Origin of the sequence: Pseudomonas sp. W5-01 (assembly GCF_046540435.1) — a bacterium.
GTDB classification, from domain to species: domain Bacteria; phylum Pseudomonadota; class Gammaproteobacteria; order Pseudomonadales; family Pseudomonadaceae; genus Aquipseudomonas; species Aquipseudomonas graminis_B.
Map to the genome: position 1 here is coordinate 217,430 of NZ_JAXCIP010000005.1, position 17,739 is coordinate 235,168.

20 protein-coding genes and 2 pseudogenes are annotated in these 17,739 nt (G+C 61.0%); 12 read left to right on the top strand and 10 right to left on the bottom strand.

What is annotated here, in order from left to right:
* The first annotated feature begins 20 nt into the window (after positions 1-20).
* The 3 genes from SLW75_RS17740 to SLW75_RS17750 all read left to right on the top strand — a co-directional run bounded on the left by SLW75_RS17740 (position 21) and on the right by SLW75_RS17750 (position 3,783).
* Entirely contained in the window at positions 21-314 is a 294-nt protein-coding gene (locus tag SLW75_RS17740) for a hypothetical protein (RefSeq protein WP_065987520.1), read from the top strand.
* Between the two features lie 170 nt (positions 315-484).
* On the top strand, positions 485-736 hold the full coding sequence (locus SLW75_RS17745; protein WP_065987495.1) for a TIGR02647 family protein: 252 nt from the start codon (positions 485-487) through the stop codon (positions 734-736).
* Between the two features lie 197 nt (positions 737-933).
* The gene (locus SLW75_RS17750) at positions 934-3,783 is read left to right on the top strand and encodes a class I adenylate cyclase (RefSeq protein ID WP_410935058.1); all 2,850 of its coding nucleotides are present in this window, start codon (positions 934-936) and stop codon (positions 3,781-3,783) included.
* Positions 3,784-3,808: 25 nt separating this feature from the next.
* Here SLW75_RS17750 and SLW75_RS17755 read toward each other — a convergent pair whose 3' ends face one another.
* Positions 3,809-4,036, bottom strand: coding sequence for a DUF1289 domain-containing protein (locus SLW75_RS17755; protein ID WP_296309251.1), 228 nt, complete (start codon positions 4,034-4,036; stop codon positions 3,809-3,811).
* Positions 4,037-4,038: 2 nt separating this feature from the next.
* Positions 4,039-4,395 carry an iron donor protein CyaY gene (gene cyaY, locus SLW75_RS17760; RefSeq protein WP_065987497.1) on the bottom strand — a complete coding sequence of 119 codons (357 nt, stop codon included), beginning with the start codon at positions 4,393-4,395 and terminating at the stop codon, positions 4,039-4,041.
* A gap of 288 nt (positions 4,396-4,683) precedes the next feature.
* On the opposite strand from cyaY, the gene lptM reads away from it, so the two are divergent.
* The 6 genes from lptM to SLW75_RS17790 are packed head-to-tail and all read left to right on the top strand — an operon-like array spanning position 4,684 to position 9,281.
* Complete coding sequence (gene lptM, locus SLW75_RS17765; protein WP_083233039.1) at positions 4,684-4,845, top strand: LPS translocon maturation chaperone LptM; 162 nt, start codon at positions 4,684-4,686, stop codon at positions 4,843-4,845.
* A 9-nt stretch (positions 4,846-4,854) separates the two neighbouring features.
* On the top strand, positions 4,855-6,102 hold the full coding sequence (gene lysA / locus SLW75_RS17770) for a diaminopimelate decarboxylase family protein (protein WP_410935059.1): 1,248 nt from the start codon (positions 4,855-4,857) through the stop codon (positions 6,100-6,102).
* Positions 6,103-6,106: 4 nt separating this feature from the next.
* The gene (gene dapF, locus SLW75_RS17775) at positions 6,107-6,937 is read left to right on the top strand and encodes a diaminopimelate epimerase (RefSeq protein ID WP_410935060.1); all 831 of its coding nucleotides are present in this window, start codon (positions 6,107-6,109) and stop codon (positions 6,935-6,937) included.
* A gap of 13 nt (positions 6,938-6,950) precedes the next feature.
* Positions 6,951-7,688, top strand: a complete 738-nt coding sequence (locus tag SLW75_RS17780) for a DUF484 family protein (RefSeq protein WP_192130681.1) — start codon at positions 6,951-6,953, stop codon at positions 7,686-7,688.
* Positions 7,689-7,690: 2 nt separating this feature from the next.
* Complete coding sequence (gene xerC, locus SLW75_RS17785) at positions 7,691-8,596, top strand: tyrosine recombinase XerC (RefSeq protein ID WP_065987501.1); 906 nt, start codon at positions 7,691-7,693, stop codon at positions 8,594-8,596.
* Complete coding sequence (locus SLW75_RS17790) at positions 8,586-9,281, top strand: HAD family hydrolase (RefSeq protein WP_410935062.1); 696 nt, start codon at positions 8,586-8,588, stop codon at positions 9,279-9,281. The genes xerC and SLW75_RS17790 overlap by 11 nt, the downstream gene beginning before the upstream one ends.
* Positions 9,282-9,392: 111 nt before the next feature.
* Here the strand turns inward: SLW75_RS17790 and SLW75_RS17795 are convergent, their stop codons facing one another.
* From SLW75_RS17795 to glnK, 4 genes are all read right to left on the bottom strand, one after another.
* The gene (locus SLW75_RS17795; RefSeq protein WP_065987503.1) at positions 9,393-9,722 is read right to left on the bottom strand and encodes a hypothetical protein; all 330 of its coding nucleotides are present in this window, start codon (positions 9,720-9,722) and stop codon (positions 9,393-9,395) included.
* Positions 9,723-9,815: 93 nt separating this feature from the next.
* Entirely contained in the window at positions 9,816-10,247 is a 432-nt protein-coding gene (locus SLW75_RS17800; RefSeq protein WP_065987504.1) for a secondary thiamine-phosphate synthase enzyme YjbQ, read from the bottom strand.
* A gap of 249 nt (positions 10,248-10,496) precedes the next feature.
* Positions 10,497-11,834, bottom strand: coding sequence for an ammonium transporter (locus SLW75_RS17805; RefSeq protein ID WP_065987505.1), 1,338 nt, complete (start codon positions 11,832-11,834; stop codon positions 10,497-10,499).
* 34 nt (positions 11,835-11,868) lie between these two features.
* Positions 11,869-12,207 carry a P-II family nitrogen regulator gene (gene glnK, locus SLW75_RS17810; protein WP_002555808.1) on the bottom strand — a complete coding sequence of 113 codons (339 nt, stop codon included), beginning with the start codon at positions 12,205-12,207 and terminating at the stop codon, positions 11,869-11,871.
* A 414-nt stretch (positions 12,208-12,621) separates the two neighbouring features.
* Here glnK and SLW75_RS17815 point away from each other — a divergent pair, with 414 nt between their 5' ends.
* Entirely contained in the window at positions 12,622-12,906 is a 285-nt protein-coding gene (locus tag SLW75_RS17815) for an accessory factor UbiK family protein (protein ID WP_410935063.1), read from the top strand.
* A 20-nt stretch (positions 12,907-12,926) separates the two neighbouring features.
* Here SLW75_RS17815 and SLW75_RS17820 read toward each other — a convergent pair.
* Positions 12,927-13,079: pseudogene (locus SLW75_RS17820) on the bottom strand (addiction module antidote protein, HigA family); the annotation flags it as partial.
* A 17-nt stretch (positions 13,080-13,096) separates the two neighbouring features.
* The gene (locus tag SLW75_RS17825; protein WP_244160320.1) at positions 13,097-13,489 is read right to left on the bottom strand and encodes a GNAT family N-acetyltransferase; all 393 of its coding nucleotides are present in this window, start codon (positions 13,487-13,489) and stop codon (positions 13,097-13,099) included.
* Between the two features lie 257 nt (positions 13,490-13,746).
* Here SLW75_RS17825 and SLW75_RS17830 point away from each other — a divergent pair, with 257 nt between their 5' ends.
* Positions 13,747-15,240 carry a YifB family Mg chelatase-like AAA ATPase gene (locus SLW75_RS17830; RefSeq protein ID WP_192130675.1) on the top strand — a complete coding sequence of 498 codons (1,494 nt, stop codon included), beginning with the start codon at positions 13,747-13,749 and terminating at the stop codon, positions 15,238-15,240.
* A 61-nt stretch (positions 15,241-15,301) separates the two neighbouring features.
* Positions 15,302-15,601, top strand: a complete 300-nt coding sequence (locus SLW75_RS17835; RefSeq protein WP_410928281.1) for a type II toxin-antitoxin system RelB/DinJ family antitoxin — start codon at positions 15,302-15,304, stop codon at positions 15,599-15,601.
* 55 nt (positions 15,602-15,656) lie between these two features.
* On the opposite strand, the gene SLW75_RS17840 is transcribed toward SLW75_RS17835, so the two are convergent.
* Together SLW75_RS17840 and SLW75_RS17845 are read right to left on the bottom strand one after the other, a co-directional pair.
* Positions 15,657-16,517 (bottom strand): methyl-accepting chemotaxis protein, encoded by an 861-nt coding sequence (locus tag SLW75_RS17840; protein WP_410935185.1) that lies wholly within the window; start codon positions 16,515-16,517, stop codon positions 15,657-15,659.
* Positions 16,512-17,633, bottom strand: a pseudogene (locus tag SLW75_RS17845) (Cache 3/Cache 2 fusion domain-containing protein); the annotation flags it as partial. The pseudogene SLW75_RS17845 and the gene SLW75_RS17840, both read right to left, overlap by 6 nt.
* Between the last annotated feature and the right edge of the window lie 106 nt (positions 17,634-17,739).

A 17,739-nucleotide genomic window follows, 5' to 3' on the forward strand; every position in this document is an offset into this window, starting at 1 on the left:
GGCAGGACATCGAGAACGACATGAGCGACAACATTGAAATCGACGACGAAGAGTTCGCTGAAGCGACGCTGATTGAAGCCATCGAAAATCAGATCGAGAGCGACAACCCCCCAGCGGCCAAAGCCACCTACAACAAGCTGACTCTGGTGGGCATCGAGCGCGAAGAAATTCTGCAGATGATGGCCCACATTCTGGCGCTGGAGATCGACGGGATCCTGGCCGAAGATCGTCCGTTCAATACCGTCTGGTACGAAGCGGCTCTGCGCGCACTGCCCGACATGCCGCCGGGCGTGCGACTGGCGGAAGACGAGTAAAACCCGCCCAACATGCCGGTCGCTCAACCGACCTGACGACCGGCCAGATACTTTCTGCAAAATCCCCAGACCTGACTACACTCCAAAAGCCTCGCTGCCGCATGGCGATGGGGCCGTCACGCCTGCGATTCCGATCGCGGTGTATCCACTGGAAAAAGTCTGGAGCACCTATGTCGTTTACCCCTGAATTGGTTGCCGAGCTGGAAATCCTGTCGCTGTTCAATCTGAGCAACACTAAAGAGGGACTGAAGGTCCACCACCATTCCGCGGCTCCCACAGCCATCGCTGCCGCCCAACGACTCTTCGACAAAGGCCTCACCACGCAACACGACGGAGGCTATTTGACCAGCCTGGGTCTTGATGCCGCCGACCACGCTCAATCGCTGCTGCTCATTCTTGCCACCAGCCAGGAAGCTGCCTGACGTCGTCCTCGCGAGACCTTTGCCTGGACGCATCAAATAAAGGTTTCGCGAATCCTCCATTTCAACGATGCTGCGCCGATAAAATAATGGCGCCATAAAAAAGACGTTCAGTCGAGCCACGCAGGCCCGACGCCTGCGGTCTTGATTATCGCTACACCTTCACTCCATGCAGTGCCGCCCGCCGGCTTCGAGTCGCGATGACGCGTAGTTCCGAAATTCGCCCGGATCTGGATGAGGGCATTGATCGCAAGGTCCTCGCTCAGTTACGCAGCCGCTTCCTGGCCCTGAGCGAGAGTCGACTGGCGCGCGCCTACGAAGGCTTGTCGACGCGCCAGCAAAGCGTGCTTTCGCTGCTGCCGCTGTTTTTCCACGTCAATCATCCTCTGTTGCCAGGCTATGTGTCGGGCTCGACCCCCGCCGGCGTTTCCCATTACGAGCCCGACGCACAGGCCCTCGCTGAAGCGCAACGCCTGACGCGGTCGTTCTCCTACAAACCACGCCGGGTGAATCCACCGCAGCCGATTCACGGCATCTTCCTGATGGGTAGCCTTGGCACCCTCGCCCAGGCCGACCAGAGCGACATGGACGTGTGGATCTGCCACGACCCGCTGCTGTCGGCAGACGACATGCAGGAACTGCGCAAGAAGTGCCAGTCCCTGGAAAGCTGGGCGGCGAGCATGGGTGCCGAGGCGCATTTCTTTCTCGTCGATCCGGAGCGTTTTGTCGTCGGCGAGCGCGACGCACAGCTGAGTGGCGAAGACTGCGGCACGACGCAGCATTACTTGCTGCTCGACGAGTTTTATCGCACCGCCATCTGGATGGCCGGGCGCACCCCGATGTGGTGGCTGGTGCCGGTCTATGAGGAAACACGCTACGCCGAATACACCCATACCCTGCTGTCGAAACGCTTTATTCGCGCTGACGAGGTGTTGGACCTCGGTAATATGTCGCGCATCCCGCCGGGCGAATTCATCGGCGCAGGGCTGTGGCAGTTGTTCAAAGGCATCGAATCACCCTACAAATCCGTGCTCAAGCTGCTGCTCACCGAGGTTTACGCCAGCGAACACCCGCAGGTGCAGTGCCTGAGCATGCGTTTCAAAAAAGCCGTATTTGCCAACTGCGTCGATCTCGACGAGCTGGACCCCTACGTGATGGTGTACCGGCGCATCGAGGAATACCTGCTCGGGAGGGGCGAACCCGAGCGGCTGGAGCTGGTACGCCGCAGTTTGTACCTGAAGGTGAACAAGAAACTCACCGGGTCCACTCGCCACCGCAGCAACAGTTGGCAGCGCCTGCTGCTGGAGCGGCTGGTCAATGAGTGGAAGTGGGACGAGCGCCAGTTGGCGCTGCTCGACAGCCGCAGTCAGTGGAAAGTGCGTCAGGTCGCCAGCGAGCGCCGCGCACTGGTCGGCGAGCTCAACTTCAGTTACCGCTTCCTGACCCAGTTCGCGCGGACGCAAAAGGCCGTCAATTCGATCAACAAGCGCGACTTGAATGTGCTCGGGCGACGCCTGTACGCAGCCTTTGAACGCAAAGCCGGCAAAGTGGAATTTCTCAATCCGGGCATTGCGCCGGATCTGGCGGAAGACACCTTGACGCTGGCGCAGCTGCCGAACAAGCGCGAGCCCGGCAGGCACCAGTGGTGTCTCTATAACGGCAGTCTGAGTGCCCACGAGCTGGAGACGTTTGCGCCGATCAAGCGCAGTCGCGAGTTGCTGGAATTGCTCACGTGGTGCCACCGCAACAACGTCATCGACAGCAGCACACGCCTGGCGCTACACCCCGGGATCAGTGATCTGACCGAGTTCGAGCTGTTCAATCTGCAAGGCGCGCTACAGCAGAGCATCGCGCCGCCGCCGGGCATGGTCGAGGAAGAGGTGCTGCTGAGCCCAAGCGTGCCCCGTGAGATTTTGCTGTTGATCAACGTGGGCGTCGATCCGCTCAGGCACCACAAGGACCTGAACATCCTGATGACCACAGAGCGAACGGACTCGCTGAGCTATGCCGGTGTGCGCGAAAATCTGGTGCTGACGTTTGACCAGATCACGCTCAACAGCTGGAACGAGGTGCTGGTCAACCGCTTCGACGGCCCCTATGCGCTGCTGGACTGCCTGACAGAATTGTTCAACGGCCTGCCGGAAAAGTCCGCCAGACCTGTCATTCGCGTGCGCTGCTTTTGCCACAACCGCGCGCAGGCCATCGCCCAGCGCGTGGAGGAGCTCATCGGCACCGCGCAACTGCTGCTGGACCGGCGCCTGAATCACCGCTATCTCATCCAGGTCGAGCAGCGGTATCACGTCCTGGAAATGATCCCCGGCCGAGTCAGTCATGTCACGCTGGAACACCTGCCGGCGCTGTTCAGTTATCTGGGAGAAGAGCTTTCCGCCTACAGCCCGATTCATCTGGATCCCCAGGCACTGGACGACTCGGACCTGTCGCTGTTCATCCCGTACGGCCAGCCTGAGTGCATTCAGGTGTTCTACCGGATCAACGAGCCGAATGCCGACCTGTACGTGCTCGATGAGCGCAATGCATTCTGGCATCAGCAGGTGCCTTATCACACTGAGTCCAGCCTGCTGGTGCCGCTGCAGCGCTTTTTTCAATCGCTGGTGTACCGGCGCGTGGCGTTGCTGCCACTGGACAACCCCCTGGAGTCAACGCCGCTGGAGGCTTTGTATTACCGCCTGACCCCCGATGGATCAGGCCGAGCCCGCCGCGTTGAGCATCGCCCGACGCCAACGATGCTCAGCGACCCATCGTTTTTTGATGTGCAGGCGATCATCGAGGAGGCATCCCCCGGTCAGGTCAGCGTCACGCTGTATTGCGACGGGACGGAGTTCTCCGAGCTGGAGCATGGGGACCAGTTGTTCAGCGTCGTGGCGCGGCGGATTCTCGAGCAGCGCCGCGAGCCGCAACGTTACCGCTGCTACATCACCGACCTGGACCTGTCCGGGATACTGAGAGACACGCGCGGGCAGACCATCCTGTTCCTGCGCTACAAGGCCGAACTGGAACGGTCACTGAATGCCGCGCTGGATGAGCTGTGATGGCTGCTGGCTCGCTACAGAGGGCTCAGCGTGCGACGCAATGGGTACTCCGCCGCTGATCTGCCTGCCGCACGATCTCGCGCCGGCGCTCGTCGGTCGCCGCCCGCCACTCGCGAATGTCTTCGACGTGGCGCTGACACCCCGTGCAGACTTTGTCTTCGTCGAGCCGGCAGATGCTGATGCACGGCGACGGCACAGCCGGGCTGACGTTGCTGAACAGCGGTTTTGGCGGTTTGACCGGCGTTGCGTTAATGGTCACTGGCGGTTGCCATCGTTGCCGTCGAGGGCGTCGAAGTCGATCTCTTCGCCGGCCTGCTGCTTCGCCAGTCGATAGAGCATCTCGCTCAACAGCTCTTCGCTCTTGTCGCAGATCCAGTGCTTCGCTTCTTCGTCGTAGTCAAAGTGAAAACCACCCGACGCCGCCGCCAGCCACAGCTGACGCAACGGCTCCTGACGGCTGAAAATGAACTGCGAGCCGTTTTCGAACTTAACGGTCAGCACACCGGCGGAACTCTCAAGGTCCAGATCCAGACCGCTCTCGTCGAAAATGTCCTGGAGCTTTTCTTGGGTGGCATCGACCAGGTCGTGAAAACGGGCTTCGGTCAAACTCATTGCATGAACCTCAAAAGTGTCAGCGGATGGCGCAGCGACGCACGATACGGTCGCTCCCCGGCAAATGCAAAGCCTACCCGCCCAAGTGCCATTGCGGGAGCCGCTTTGGCCGGCAACGCACCGAACGGGTCGCTTTACCGCAGGCTGCGTCAGAAATCCGTGCGCGCTGCGCAGATTAATTGCGCAGCGGCGTCAAACCCCCGCCGGACGGGAACTCCAGCGCATAGGCAATCTGTCGGGTGGTCGGTATACTCGGGCGCAATTAATGCTTATACAAAGGATTTCGCCATGAAGCGCCTGATTTCCTCCCTGGCCGCACTGCTTGCAGTTGCGTGTCTGGTCTCTGCCTGCGGCCAGAAAGGTCCACTGTATCTGCCCGACGACGACTCGTCCGACGGCACCAGCCAGACCAAGTCGCACTCGCACAAGCATCAGACTTCGACCTACTAGGAATCAGTCATGGACGCCTTCAACTACCGCGACGGTGAGCTGTTCGCGGAGGGAGTGGCGTTGTCTGCCATCGCCGAACGCTTCGGCACGCCGACATACGTCTATTCCCGCGCGCACATCGAGGCGCAGTACCGCGCCTACGCTGATGCCCTGAGCGGCATGCCGCATCTGGTCTGCTTTGCGGTCAAAGCGAACTCCAACCTGGGCGTTCTCAACGTCCTGGCACGCTTGGGCGCCGGTTTCGACATCGTTTCCCGTGGAGAACTGGAACGTGTACTGGCGGCAGGCGGTCAGGCCGACAAGATTGTCTTCTCTGGCGTCGGCAAGACCCGTGATGACATGCGCCGAGCGCTGGAAGTCGGCGTGCACTGCTTCAACGTCGAATCCACCGACGAGCTCGAACGCCTGCAAGTCGTCGCCGCCGAAATGGGCGTGCGCGCTCCGGTTTCGTTGCGCGTCAACCCGGACGTCGACGCCGGCACCCACCCCTACATCTCCACCGGCCTCAAGGAAAACAAGTTCGGCATCGCCATCGCGGACGCTGAAGACGTTTACATCCGCGCCGCGCAGCTGCCGAATCTCGACGTTATCGGCGTTGACTGCCACATTGGCTCACAGCTGACCACGCTCTCGCCTTTCGTTGATGCCCTGGATCGCTTGCTCGACCTGGTCGACCGGCTGGGCGATTGCGGCATTCTGCTGAAGCATATCGACCTGGGCGGCGGCCTGGGTGTGCGTTATCGCGACGAAGAGCCGCCCCTTGCGAGCGATTACATCAAGGCCGTGCGTGAACGCCTCGATGGCCGCGATCTGGCGCTGATGTTCGAGCCCGGGCGCTTCATCGTCGCCAATGCCGGCGTGCTGGTGACCCGCGTCGAGTACCTCAAGCACACCGAGCACAAAGACTTCGCCATCGTCGACGCCGCCATGAACGACCTGATCCGTCCGGCGCTGTACCAGGCGTGGATGGACGTAACGGCGGTCAAGCCCCGTGACGGCGCCAAACGCACCTACGACATCGTTGGGCCTATCTGTGAAACCGGGGATTTCCTGGCCAAGGAGCGCGAACTCGCACTGGCTGAAGGCGATCTGCTGGCGGTGCACTCTGCCGGCGCCTATGGCTTCGTGATGAGCTCCAACTACAACACCCGAGGGCGTACGGCCGAGGTGCTTGTGGATGGCGAGCAAGCCTTCGAAGTGCGTCGCCGTGAAACCGTGACTGAGCTGTTTGCCGGCGAAAGCCTGCTGCCGGAGTAATCCCATGCTGCTGCGTTTTACCAAGATGCATGGCCTGGGCAATGATTTCATGGTGCTGGACCTTGTAAGCCAACACGCCCACATCTTGCCCAAGCACGCCAAGCAATGGGGCGATCGCCACACCGGTATCGGTTTCGATCAGCTGCTGCTGGTCGAGGCGCCGAATAACCCGGACGTGGACTTCCGCTACCGGATTTTCAATTCCGACGGCTCCGAAGTGGAGCAATGCGGCAACGGTGCGCGCTGCTTCGCCCGGTTCGTGCTGGACAAGCGGCTGACGGCCAAAAAGCAGATCCGCGTCGAAACCAAGAGCGGCATCATCGAGCTGGACATCCGCAACGACGGCCAGATCAGCGTGGATATGGGCGCGCCGCGTCTGGTGCCGGCGGATATCCCGTTCGATGCGCCGGAGCAGGCCGCCTCCTATTCGCTTGATGTCGATGGCGAGACCGTCGAGCTGGCGGCCGTGTCCATGGGCAACCCCCACGCGGTGCTGCGCGTCTACGACATCAACAACGCACCTGTGCATGTGCTGGGTCCGAAGATCGAGAACCATCCGCGCTTTCCGGCCCGGGTGAACGTGGGCTTTCTCCACGTCGTCGACCGTCAGCGCGCGCAACTGCGGGTGTGGGAGCGTGGCGCCGGGGAAACCCAGGCCTGCGGCACCGGGGCCTGCGCGGCAGCGGTCGCAGCCATTACTCAGGGCTGGATGGATTCGCCGATGCTGATCGACCTGCCGGGCGGACGCCTGTCCATCGAGTGGGCAGGCCCCGGCCATCCGGTGATGATGACTGGCCCGGCTGTCCGGGTTTACGAAGGCCAAGTACGTCTATGAGTGAGAGTATCCAATGACCGACCAGCCTCAGACTTCAAACGACACGCCCGGCCAGCCCCCTGCCGAGAACGCGGTGCCCGCCCTTGAAGCCGAGGCGGTCGCGGCCTGGCTGCAACAACACCCTGATTTCTTCGCCGAGCACGACGAGCTGCTGGCGATGATGCGCGTTCCGCATCAACGGGGCGATACCGTCTCGCTGGTCGAACGCCAGCTCAAACTGCTGCGCGAGCGCAATATCGAGATGCGTCACCGGCTTTCGCAACTGATGGACGTGGCCCGGGACAACGACCGGCTGTTTGAAAAAACCCGCCGGCTGATTCTCGATCTGATGGACGCCACCAGTCTGGAAGAGATCGTCATTTGCGTGGAAGACAGCCTGCGCCAAGAGTTTCAGGTGCCCTTCGTCAGCCTTATCCTGTTCAGCGACAACCCGATGACCGTCGGCCGCTGGGTCAGCGCCGCCGACGCGCAGAAAGCCATCGGTGGGCTGATGTCCGGCGGCAAGACCCTGTGTGGCGCGCTGCGTGAGCATGAACTCGAGTTTCTGTTCGGCAGCGAGCAAAGCAAGGAAGTGGGCTCAACCGCCCTGGCCGCCCTCAACCACCAGGGCCTGCACGGCGTTCTGGCCATCGGCAGCCGCGACCCGCAGCACTACAAAAGCTCGGTCGGCACGCTGTTTCTCGGTTACATCGCCGACGTGCTCAGCCGCCTGCTGCCACGCTTCACCAATTCGCTGCGGTCGGTTCGCTAGTCATGGAGCGGCAACTGGACGCTTACTGCACGCACCTGCGCAGTGAGCGCCAAGTGTCGAGCCATACGCTTGAAGCCTATCGCCGCGACCTGAACAAGGTCCTGGCGTTCTGCGAAAAGCAGCACATCGACAGCTGGAAAGCGCTGGATATTCAGGCCATGCGCGGCCTTGTCGCTCGCCTTCACCAGCAGGGTCAGTCCTCGCGCAGCCTGGCCAGATTGCTGTCAGCCGTTCGCGGCTTTTATCACTTTCTCAACCGCGAAGGCCTTTGCGATCACGATCCGGCCAATGGCCTGTCACCGCCCAAGGGCGAGCGGCGCTTGCCGAAAACCCTCGACGCCGACCGCGCCCTGCAACTGCTTGAAGGCGGGGTCGAAGACGATTTTCTGGCCCGGCGCGATCAGGCCATCCTTGAGCTGTTCTATTCGTCAGGCCTGCGCCTGTCCGAGTTGACCGGGCTGAACTGTGCAGACCTGGATCTGGCGGACGGTCTTGTGCAGGTCCTCGGCAAAGGTAGCAAAACCCGGGTTTTGCCAGTCGGCAGAAAAGCCCGGGAAGCGCTGGAGGAGTGGCTCAAGCAGCGTGCGCTCGCCAATCCGCAGGACGATGCGGTGTTCGTCAGCCAACAAGGCCGCCGTCTGGGGCCGCGTTCGATCCAACTGCGGGTCAAGGCGGCTGGCGAGCGCGAGCTGGGCCAGAACCTGCACCCGCACATGCTTCGCCATTCATTCGCCAGTCACTTGTTGGAGTCGTCCCAGGACCTGCGCGCCGTGCAGGAACTGCTGGGCCACGCCGACATCGCCACCACTCAGATCTACACCCATCTGGATTTCCAGCATCTGGCCACGGTGTACGACAGCGCCCATCCACGGGCCAAGCGCAAAGGTAACGCCGACAATGAGCATTAAGCTGATCACCTTCGATCTGGACGACACGCTGTGGGAAACCGCACCGGCGATTGTCAGTGCCGAAGCCAAGCTGCGTGACTGGCTGGCTGCCAACGCGCCAAAACTCGGGCCGGTTCCGGTCGAGCATCTGTGGGAAATCCGCTCGCGACTCATCGAAGAGGATCCGACGTTCAAACACCGGATCAGTACGTTACGCCGTACGGTGCTGTTTCACGCCCTTGAAGATGCCGGGTATGGCCGTGCAGAAGCCCACGAGCTGGCGGACCAGAGCTTTGAAGTGTTCCTTCAGGGGCGGCATCAGTTGGACATCTTCCCTGAAGTGGTGCCGACGCTGGAGATCCTGACCAAGTCTTACACGCTGGGTGTGGTGACCAACGGCAATGCCGACGTCCGCCGCCTCGGCCTGGCTGATTATTTCGCCTTCGCGCTGTGCGCCGAAGATCTGGGCATCGGCAAACCCGACCCTGCGCCCTTCGTCGAAGCGCTGAAACGCGGCAATGCCGAAGCCCGCCAGGCCGTGCACGTCGGCGATCATCCGGGCGACGACATCGCCGGTGCTCAGCAGGCCGGCATGCGGGCGATCTGGTACAACCCCGGCGGCAAAGTCTGGGAAGCTGAAAAAGCGCCGGATGGCGAGATCAGTAGCCTGACGCAGTTGCCAGAGGTGCTGGCGCGCTGGGGTTGATTCGCGCTTCCAGCGCGTCAAACCGGCCCTTGTGGCCTTAGCGGCCTGAATCGCAGGCAATAAAAAACCCGCAGCGACAGCGGGTTTTTCATCAAGCGCACAACCAGCCCCTTAAATAGGGCGGCTGCCGTACTTGTTGTCGGGCTTCTTGGGCGGATCGGCGACCACGTTGGCCTCCACTTCCACGACCTTGCCACCACGAGCCAGGAACTCCTCCATCGCGCGAGCCAGAGCATCACGCTCTTTGTTCTTGGCTTCCACGCTGGGCAGTTCGTCAACGGAGACGGCGGCCTTGGCCTTGCCTTTGGCCGGAGTCGCAGAGACTTCAGCGCTGTCGTCGACCTCCACTACATCTTCATCGGAAGCCGCTGCAAGCCCCTCACCGTCCTCCCCTTCTTCCAGCTCGTCTTCCAGACCTTCTTCGATGTCGTCGTCGCTCATGTTCTACCTCATGACTTGCGAAAGCAGATTAGTTATAGCCCAGCCGGGCTTGATTTCTTGGACAGCCGGAAAAAATTCAACTACCGCGTATTTTCAGCGGTCGTGCCCCTCACCCTGAAGCGTGACGAGGACTTTACGCGCACCGCCTGCATCACGGTGCTCGCCCAGATAAATACCTTGCCATGTGCCCAGCGCCAGCCGTCCATTTGTAACCGGTAAGGTCAGCTGGCAGCCAAGCAGACTGGCTTTGAAGTGCGCAGGCAGATCGTCGGGCCCTTCGTCGTCATGCTCGTAGCCGTCGCGCCCCTGAGGCACCAGACGGCTGAAAAAACGCTCGAAATCGCGACGTACCGCCGGATCGGCGTTCTCGTTGACGGTCAACGAGGCCGAGGTGTGTTGCAACCAGACATGCAGCAGGCCGATGCGGCATTCGCGTAATTCGCGAAGCCCCGCGACGATCTCGTCCGTCACCAGATGGAAACCACGAGGCCTTGCCCGCAGCGTGATCAAGGTCTGTTGCCACATACCGTTCTCCGCCCTTCGGCGCGCATTCTAACGCGCTGGAAAAAAAAACAAAGTGCGTAATGAGCGACGATTTTCACGAGCGCTGAACAAGGGCATTTATGCCCTCGGAAGCGTCCAGAAACGTCAGGATTGGCCGCACATTGCAGCGGATGTTCCTGCCTGGAACACCTGCCCCTTGTGCGGACACCCCTATCGACAAACGCCAGACAAAAAAATGCCCGGAGACCCGGGCATTTTTTCATGGGTGGATTACAAGTTGTAGCCACGTTCGTTGTGTTGCGCCAGATCCAGGCCGACCGCTTCTTCTTCTTCGGTGACACGCAGGCCCATGACCATGTCGAGCACCTTGAGGATGATGAAGGTCACGATCGCGGTATAGATGACCGTGAAGCCGACGCCTTTGCATTGAATCCAGACTTGTGCCGCGATGTCGGTCACGGTGCCGAAGCCGCCCAGCGAAGGGGCTGCAAACACGCCGGTCAAGATCGCGCCGAGGATACCGCCGATGCCGTGAACGCCGAAGGCATCCAGGGAGTCGTCGTAGCCCAGTTTGCGTTTCAGGCTGGTGGCGCAGAAGAAGCAGACCACGCCTGCCGCCAGACCGATGATCAGGCCGCCCATCGGGCCGACAGTGCCGGCAGCTGGAGTCACAGCAACCAGACCGGCAACCACACCCGAGGCGATGCCCAGAGCGCTTGGCTTACCGTGGGTCAACCATTCGGCGAACATCCAGCCCAGCGCTGCAGCAGCGGTAGCGATCTGGGTGACCAGCATGGCCATACCGGCGGTGCCGTTGGCCGCAGCCGCCGAACCTGCGTTGAAGCCGAACCAGCCGACCCAGAGCATGGCCGCGCCTATCAGGGTGTAACCCAGATTGTGCGGAGCCATCGGGGTGGTCGGGAAACCTTTACGCTTGCCGAGCACCAGGCACGCTACCAGGCCAGCCACACCGGCGTTGATGTGAACGACGGTGCCGCCCGCGAAGTCGAGAACGCCCCAGTCCCACAACAGACCACCGACGCCGCTCCAGACCATGTGCGCAATCGGCGCGTAAACCAGGGTGAACCAGATCGCCATGAAGATCAGCATCGCGGAGAACTTCATGCGTTCTGCGAAAGCGCCGACGATCAGGGCCGGGGTGATGATGGCGAAGGTCATCTGGAAGGTCACGAAGACGGCTTCCGGGAACAGTGCCGCAGGGCCTGTAATGCTCGCTGGGGTGATGCCTGCCAGGAACGCCTTCGACAGACCGCCAACGAAGGAGTTGAAGTTGACGACGTTGGCTTCCATACCGGTGGTGTCGAACGCCATGCTGTAGCCGTAGACGACCCACAGGATGCTGATCAGGCCGGTAATGGCGAAGCACTGCATCATCACGGAAAGAATGTTTTTGGAGCGGACCATGCCGCCGTAGAACAGCGCCAGACCCGGGATGGTCATGAACAGCACCAGCGCGGTGGAGGTCAGCATCCAGGCGGTGTCGCCGGAATTGAGTACGGGGGCTGCCACTTCGTCTGCCGCCATGGCCAAGCCAGGGGTTACGAGGGACAACAGGGCTCCTAGCCCTGCGAATTGACGCAGAGTCATATTGTTTTCTCCTGGGGCGTTGGGGTTTGGCGGCTTAGATTGCGTCGGTATCGGTTTCGCCGGTACGGATGCGGATGGCCTGTTCCAGATTGACCACGAAGATCTTTCCGTCACCGATCTTGCCGGTGTTGGCCGCTTTGGTTATCGCTTCGATAACGCGGTCCAGATCCTTGTCGTCGATCGCAACATCGATCTTCACCTTGGGGAGGAAGTCGACTACATACTCCGCACCGCGATACAGCTCGGTGTGGCCTTTCTGACGTCCGAAGCCTTTGACTTCAGTGACTGTGATGCCCTGCACGCCGATTTCGGACAGCGACTCGCGTACGTCGTCCAGCTTGAACGGCTTGATGATGGCAGTGACTAGCTTCATGAAACTTTCTCCCGAATTGGTGGACTTGCCCCAGGAAAACAAACCCGACTCAAGTCTAAGCGCAGTGTCTGGCTTTGTAACGCGTCGTGTCCGCAAGAGACCTGACCAGCTCCAGAAAACCGCTTCTGACGAAACATTCCCCGCTCCGCCTGCCGCACTGCATTCGTCACAGCAACTGCATCAGTGCATGGGTTACAAGCCACTAAGCAGAAAGCTTGCCATCTCATCGATGGTCTTGAATTTCGGCCCTTCCACCGTTAATTCAGGCTTCAGGGTAGTCGTCGATTGCCATCACCGCACAACAACGGTGCGCACGTGCCCGAGGCGATGCGCGAAAAGCGTGCAGCGCATCCTCTCCTCAAGGGGCCAAAAGCTGCGTGCTACACTCGCGCCATCTGATTCTGGAATTTCATCATGCTCGCCCCCAAAGCTTTTCTCGACGCCCTGAGCGGCCACGCTTCCCGCCTGTTCAACGGCGAAACCCCGGTTCCACGCAGCGAATTCGAAACCCAGTTCAAGGCGCTTCTGCAGAGCGGCTTCAGCAAGCTGGACCTGGTCAGCCGGGAAGAATTTGATAGCCAGATGATCGTCCTCGCCCGCACCCGCGCCCGACTTGAGGCACTGGAAGCGAAGATGGCGGAGATGGAAGCGCAGTTGGCGCCTCAGCCGAAAGCATCAGAGGCTGAGCCGCAGGGTTGAGCTTCAGAACCTGAATGTGCTCAGGCGCAGTGCGCAATGCGCTGAACCTGGGCCTTGATAGCCTGCCCTCGCTCGATCTCTGCTTTGCGCAGGTCGTAGGTGAGCTGCAAGTTCAGCCAGAACTCCGGGGTGGTCTCAAAACACGCCGCCAGCCGCAGCGCCATGTCGGCGCTGTCTATGAAGGCTTTGTTCAGCCACCCACTGGCGGGCAGCCTTGAGCAGCGTGCCGAACATAGTAGTTATCAAATTCGCCCGCTTCGACGAACTGAAAACCATGACGAGTATAAAAGCGGTTTGAAGCGCTTTCTCTCAGCGCCCCAACATACAAGTCCAGCGCCACCGCATCCGCTTCCATGAAGATCTGACGAAGGACAATCGAGCCTATTCCTGACCCTTGTGCGCCTGGCGTGATGTACAGGTGATCGAGTAACAGCCCGTCCAAACGCGGTTTGACCACGACAAACCCTACTCGCTTTCCGGCAACCACAACGTGACGAGTAAACTCGGGGGAAAAGCCTTCACGAAAACGCTCTCGGGCGCGCACGGGATCAAATCGACCAATGCGCTCAAGACTCTCACGCATGGCGTCGATCCGGATGGCAACAAGCGCTTCGAAGTCACCGGCTCGTGCCCCGGCGAAGGTGACCGTAGTGGCCAACGGTTCGAGAAACTCTTCGCTTGGAATTTCCCCTGGATGCACGGGCCCCTCTCCATTACGGGTCATCACTCCTCCCTCCTTCCATTCATACACATGCCGTAGAACATGCACGGGGCCAAGCTTCAGGGCAATGACTATCCTTCAGCTCGCCGCAGGAAGCGGTGCTGCCTTCAAGGAAAGACATGTCCCTCGCCATTGTTCTGAGCCGTGCCCAAGTTGGCGTTGAAGCGCCTGCCGTGACCGTCGAAACCCATCTCGCCAACGGGTTGCCCAGCCTGACGCTGGTGGGTCTGCCGGAGGGCGCAGTCAAGGAGAGCAAGGATCGGGTGCGCAGTGCGATCCTTAACTGTCGGCTGGAATTTCCTGCGCGACGTATCACCTTGAATCTGGCGCCTGCCGATTTGCCCAAGGACGGCGGACGCTTCGATCTTGCCATCGCGCTTGGCTTGCTGGCCGCCAGCGCGCAGGTGCCGACCCTTGCACTGGAGGGCATTGAGTGCCTGGGGGAGCTGGCGTTGTCGGGGGCGATTCGGCCCGTCCAAGGCGTGCTCCCGGCGGCGCTTGCTGCGCGGGAAGCGGGCCATACGCTGATCGTGCCTGCGGTGAATGCCGAGGAGGCTTGTCTGGCGTCAGGCCTGAAGGTAATCGCGGTCAGTCATCTGCTGGAGCTGGTGTCGCACCTGAATGGACACACGGTTATCTCGCCCTATAAATCCAATGGCCTGATCCTGCAGACGCAGCCTTATCCCGACTTGAGTGAGGTGCAAGGCCAGATCGCTGCCAAACGCGCGTTGCTGGTGGCCGCGGCTGGCGCGCATAACCTGCTTTTCAGCGGCCCTCCCGGCACCGGTAAAACGCTGCTCGCGAGCCGTTTGCCCGGGCTATTGCCGCCGCTGGATGAGCTCGAAGCGTTGGAAGTGGCGGCGATTCAATCGGTCGCCAGTCACGCGCCGCTGACCAGTTGGCCTCAGCGCCCTTTCCGCCAGCCCCATCACTCGGCATCAGGTCCTGCGCTGGTCGGGGGTGGCAGTCGTCCGCAGCCCGGCGAAATCACCCTCGCGCATCACGGCGTGCTGTTTCTGGACGAGCTTCCGGAATTTGATCGGCGCGTGCTGGAGGTGCTTCGCGAACCGCTCGAATCGGGCCACATCGTGATTTCCCGCGCGCGGGATCGGGTGCGCTTTCCGGCGCGCTTTCAGCTGGTGGCGGCGATGAACCCCTGCCCGTGCGGTTATCACGGCGAGCCGACCGGGCGCTGTCGCTGCTCAACTGATCAGATTCAGCGTTACCGCAACAAGCTGTCCGGGCCGCTGCTCGACCGGATTGACCTGCATCTGACGGTTGCCCGTGAAACCACGTCTTTAGCGGCAACGCCCGATTGCAAGGGTGAAAGCGCCAGCGCAGCGGAGGTGGTATCCGAAGCCCGACAGCGCCAACAACGACGCCAGGGCTGCGCCAATGCATTCCTTGATCTGCCCGCACTGCGTCAGCACTGCGCGCTGTTGCCGGAAGACGAAGCCTGGCTCGAGAATGCTTGTGAACGTCTGAACCTCTCTCTGCGCGCTGCACACCGATTGCTGAAAGTGGCGCGCACGCTGGCCGATCTGGAGAAGGTGGACGCTATCGCCCGATGCCACATTGCTGAGGCTTTGCAGTATCGGCCTTCCTCGAACTAAAGATCTTCTTTGTGCGTATCTCAAATGAGATACATAGTGATCTTTTTCAGGAGTAGCCCTCATGACAACCCAGACTTCAATGCTGCATGTGAGGATTGATCAGGCACTTAAAAACCAGGCATCGGAGACCTTGGCCAACTTTGGCCTCACTATTTCCGATGCAGTGCGTATTTTGCTCACTCGGGTAGTCCGCGAAGGCGGTCTACCCGCTGGCCTCGGTGCACACCCGGACGCTTACGATCAGTGGTTCAGGGCCAAGGTGCGTGAAGCCATGGACGACTCGGGGCCGACGCACTCGCACGAGGATGTCATGGCTGCCGCTACCGAATTACTCCAAAGGAAGCGCGGTGCTGACAATTGAATGGAGCAAGTATGCCAAGGCGGGTTTGCTCAAGCGCCTAGGCATCTCTCCCGCCTCACCGAAACCGATCCACTTCTTTCTGCAAGTCAGACGCGACCGCGTTCAGCTCTTGAGCGGTGATCGCGAGGTTCGACACGACTTCGCGTTGCTCGCTGTTCGCCAGGGCGATGCTTTGCAGGTTGGCGCTGAGCAGCGTTGCGGTGTTGCTCTGCTCCTGGGTCGCCGTGGTGATGGACGTGAATTGCTCACCGGCCGAGCGGCTTTGTTCGTCGATCTGGGCCAGCGCTGCTGCGACTTTGGCGTTGCGCGCGAGACCTTCCTGCATCAGCGCGTTGCCTTGCTGCATAGTGCTGATGGCATTGCTGGTCTCTTGCTGGATGCTGCTGATCATTCCGGAGATTTCATCGGTGGCCTGGCGCGTACGTGATGCCAGGCTGCGAACTTCATCCGCCACTACCGCAAAACCCCGGCCTTGCTCGCCTGCGCGTGCGGCTTCAATCGCGGCGTTGAGGGCCAGAAGGTTGGTCTGCTCGGCGATCGAGGTGATGACGCTGACAATCCCGCCGATCTCCTGGGAGCGCTGGCCCAAGGTATCGATCACCGTCGCGGTGCTGCTCAGCGAGCCTGCAATTTGCTCCAGCGAGGCCGATGCCTCCTCCATGGACGTACGACCGATGCGCGTCTGCTGGGCATTGCCCTGGGCCATGCGTTCGGTGGTGCCCATGTTGTCGGCGATGGTCAGGGCCGTGGCGCTGAACTCCTCCACTGCACCGGCCATACTGGTGATTTCGCCGGATTGCTGTTCCATTCCGTCATAAGCGCCGCCCGACAAGCCGGACAGTGCGTTGGCGCGGGTGCTGACTTCCAGCGCGGCCGTGCGGATGTGGGACACCATGGTTTCCAGCGCCTGGCCCATCGTGTTGAAGCTGCCTGCCAACTGACCAATTTCGTCATGGCTGGAAATGTTCAGACGTGCACTCAGATCACCTGCGCCGAGGGCTTCTGCCTGACTGACCAGCGCCGACAGCGGCCGTAGCTTGCTGCGCAACAGCCAGATCGCGGCGCCGACAGCGATCAACATCGCCAGCAGGCTGCCAATGGCCAATTGCGTGCCGACGCTCCAGGTCACTGCGCTGATTTCATCCTTGGGCATCGTCGCCAGAACCGTCCACGGGCCGCCGGCAAACTTCTCGCCGACGGTGTAGAAATCTTCACCGGCGTCCTGCCAGAAATGCCCAACGCTCGGCGTCTTGGCGAACTCGGCCAGCGTGGTGCTTGCCTGATCCAGGTCCTTCACGCCCGCAGGCGGCACCAGCCATTTGTTCTGCTCATCAAGCAACGCCAGCGAACCGGTGGAACCGATGCGGAAGTTTTTCAGGTTGTCGAACTGCGCCTTCTGCGCGTCGGTGTAATCGAAGCCGACGAACAACACGGCGATGACCTTGCCGCTGGCGTCACGCACCGGGCTGTACTGCGTCATGTACAAACGGTCGAACAACAGCGCGCGACCGACGTATCCCTGCCCGGCCAGCAGCTTTTCGTAGGCCGGATGCTTGTGATCCAGCGAGGTGCCGAGGGCCCGCGAGCCGTCCTGCTTGCTCAGGGACGTGCTGACGCGCACGAAGTCGTCGCCGCTGCGAACGAAGACCGTCGCCACGCCGGCCGTCATGTTTTTAAAGTCGTCGACTTCAGTGAAGTCGTTGTTCAGCGCGTTGCCGTTGAGCAGTAATGCAGGGGTCTGCACGCCCGCGACCGCAATCTGCTGATCACCCTGCAGGCTCAGGCCGGCCGAAAAACGCTTCTCGAACAGACCGCTCAGACGCAGGGTGCTGTCGCGCAACGTGCTGTGGAAGGTGTTCAACTGGTCGGCGAGCAACCGGGCTTCGCTGCTCATGTGCTCCTCACGGATGACCAGGTTTGCCGAGTCCAGTGAGCGCAGGGCAAACAGCGTGCTGCCGCTGATGACGACGGCCAGAATAACGGCCAGGGCAATGCCGAGTTGCGAGGCAATTCGGGCGCGAGGCTGAGGCATGGGTGCTCCTTGCCGAACGACTGGGCCGTCCTGGATCTCAGGAACACCATTCGGACGAATTCTAATAGAGGGAATCGATGAGCCGATTGAGGTGAACCGGCTCTGC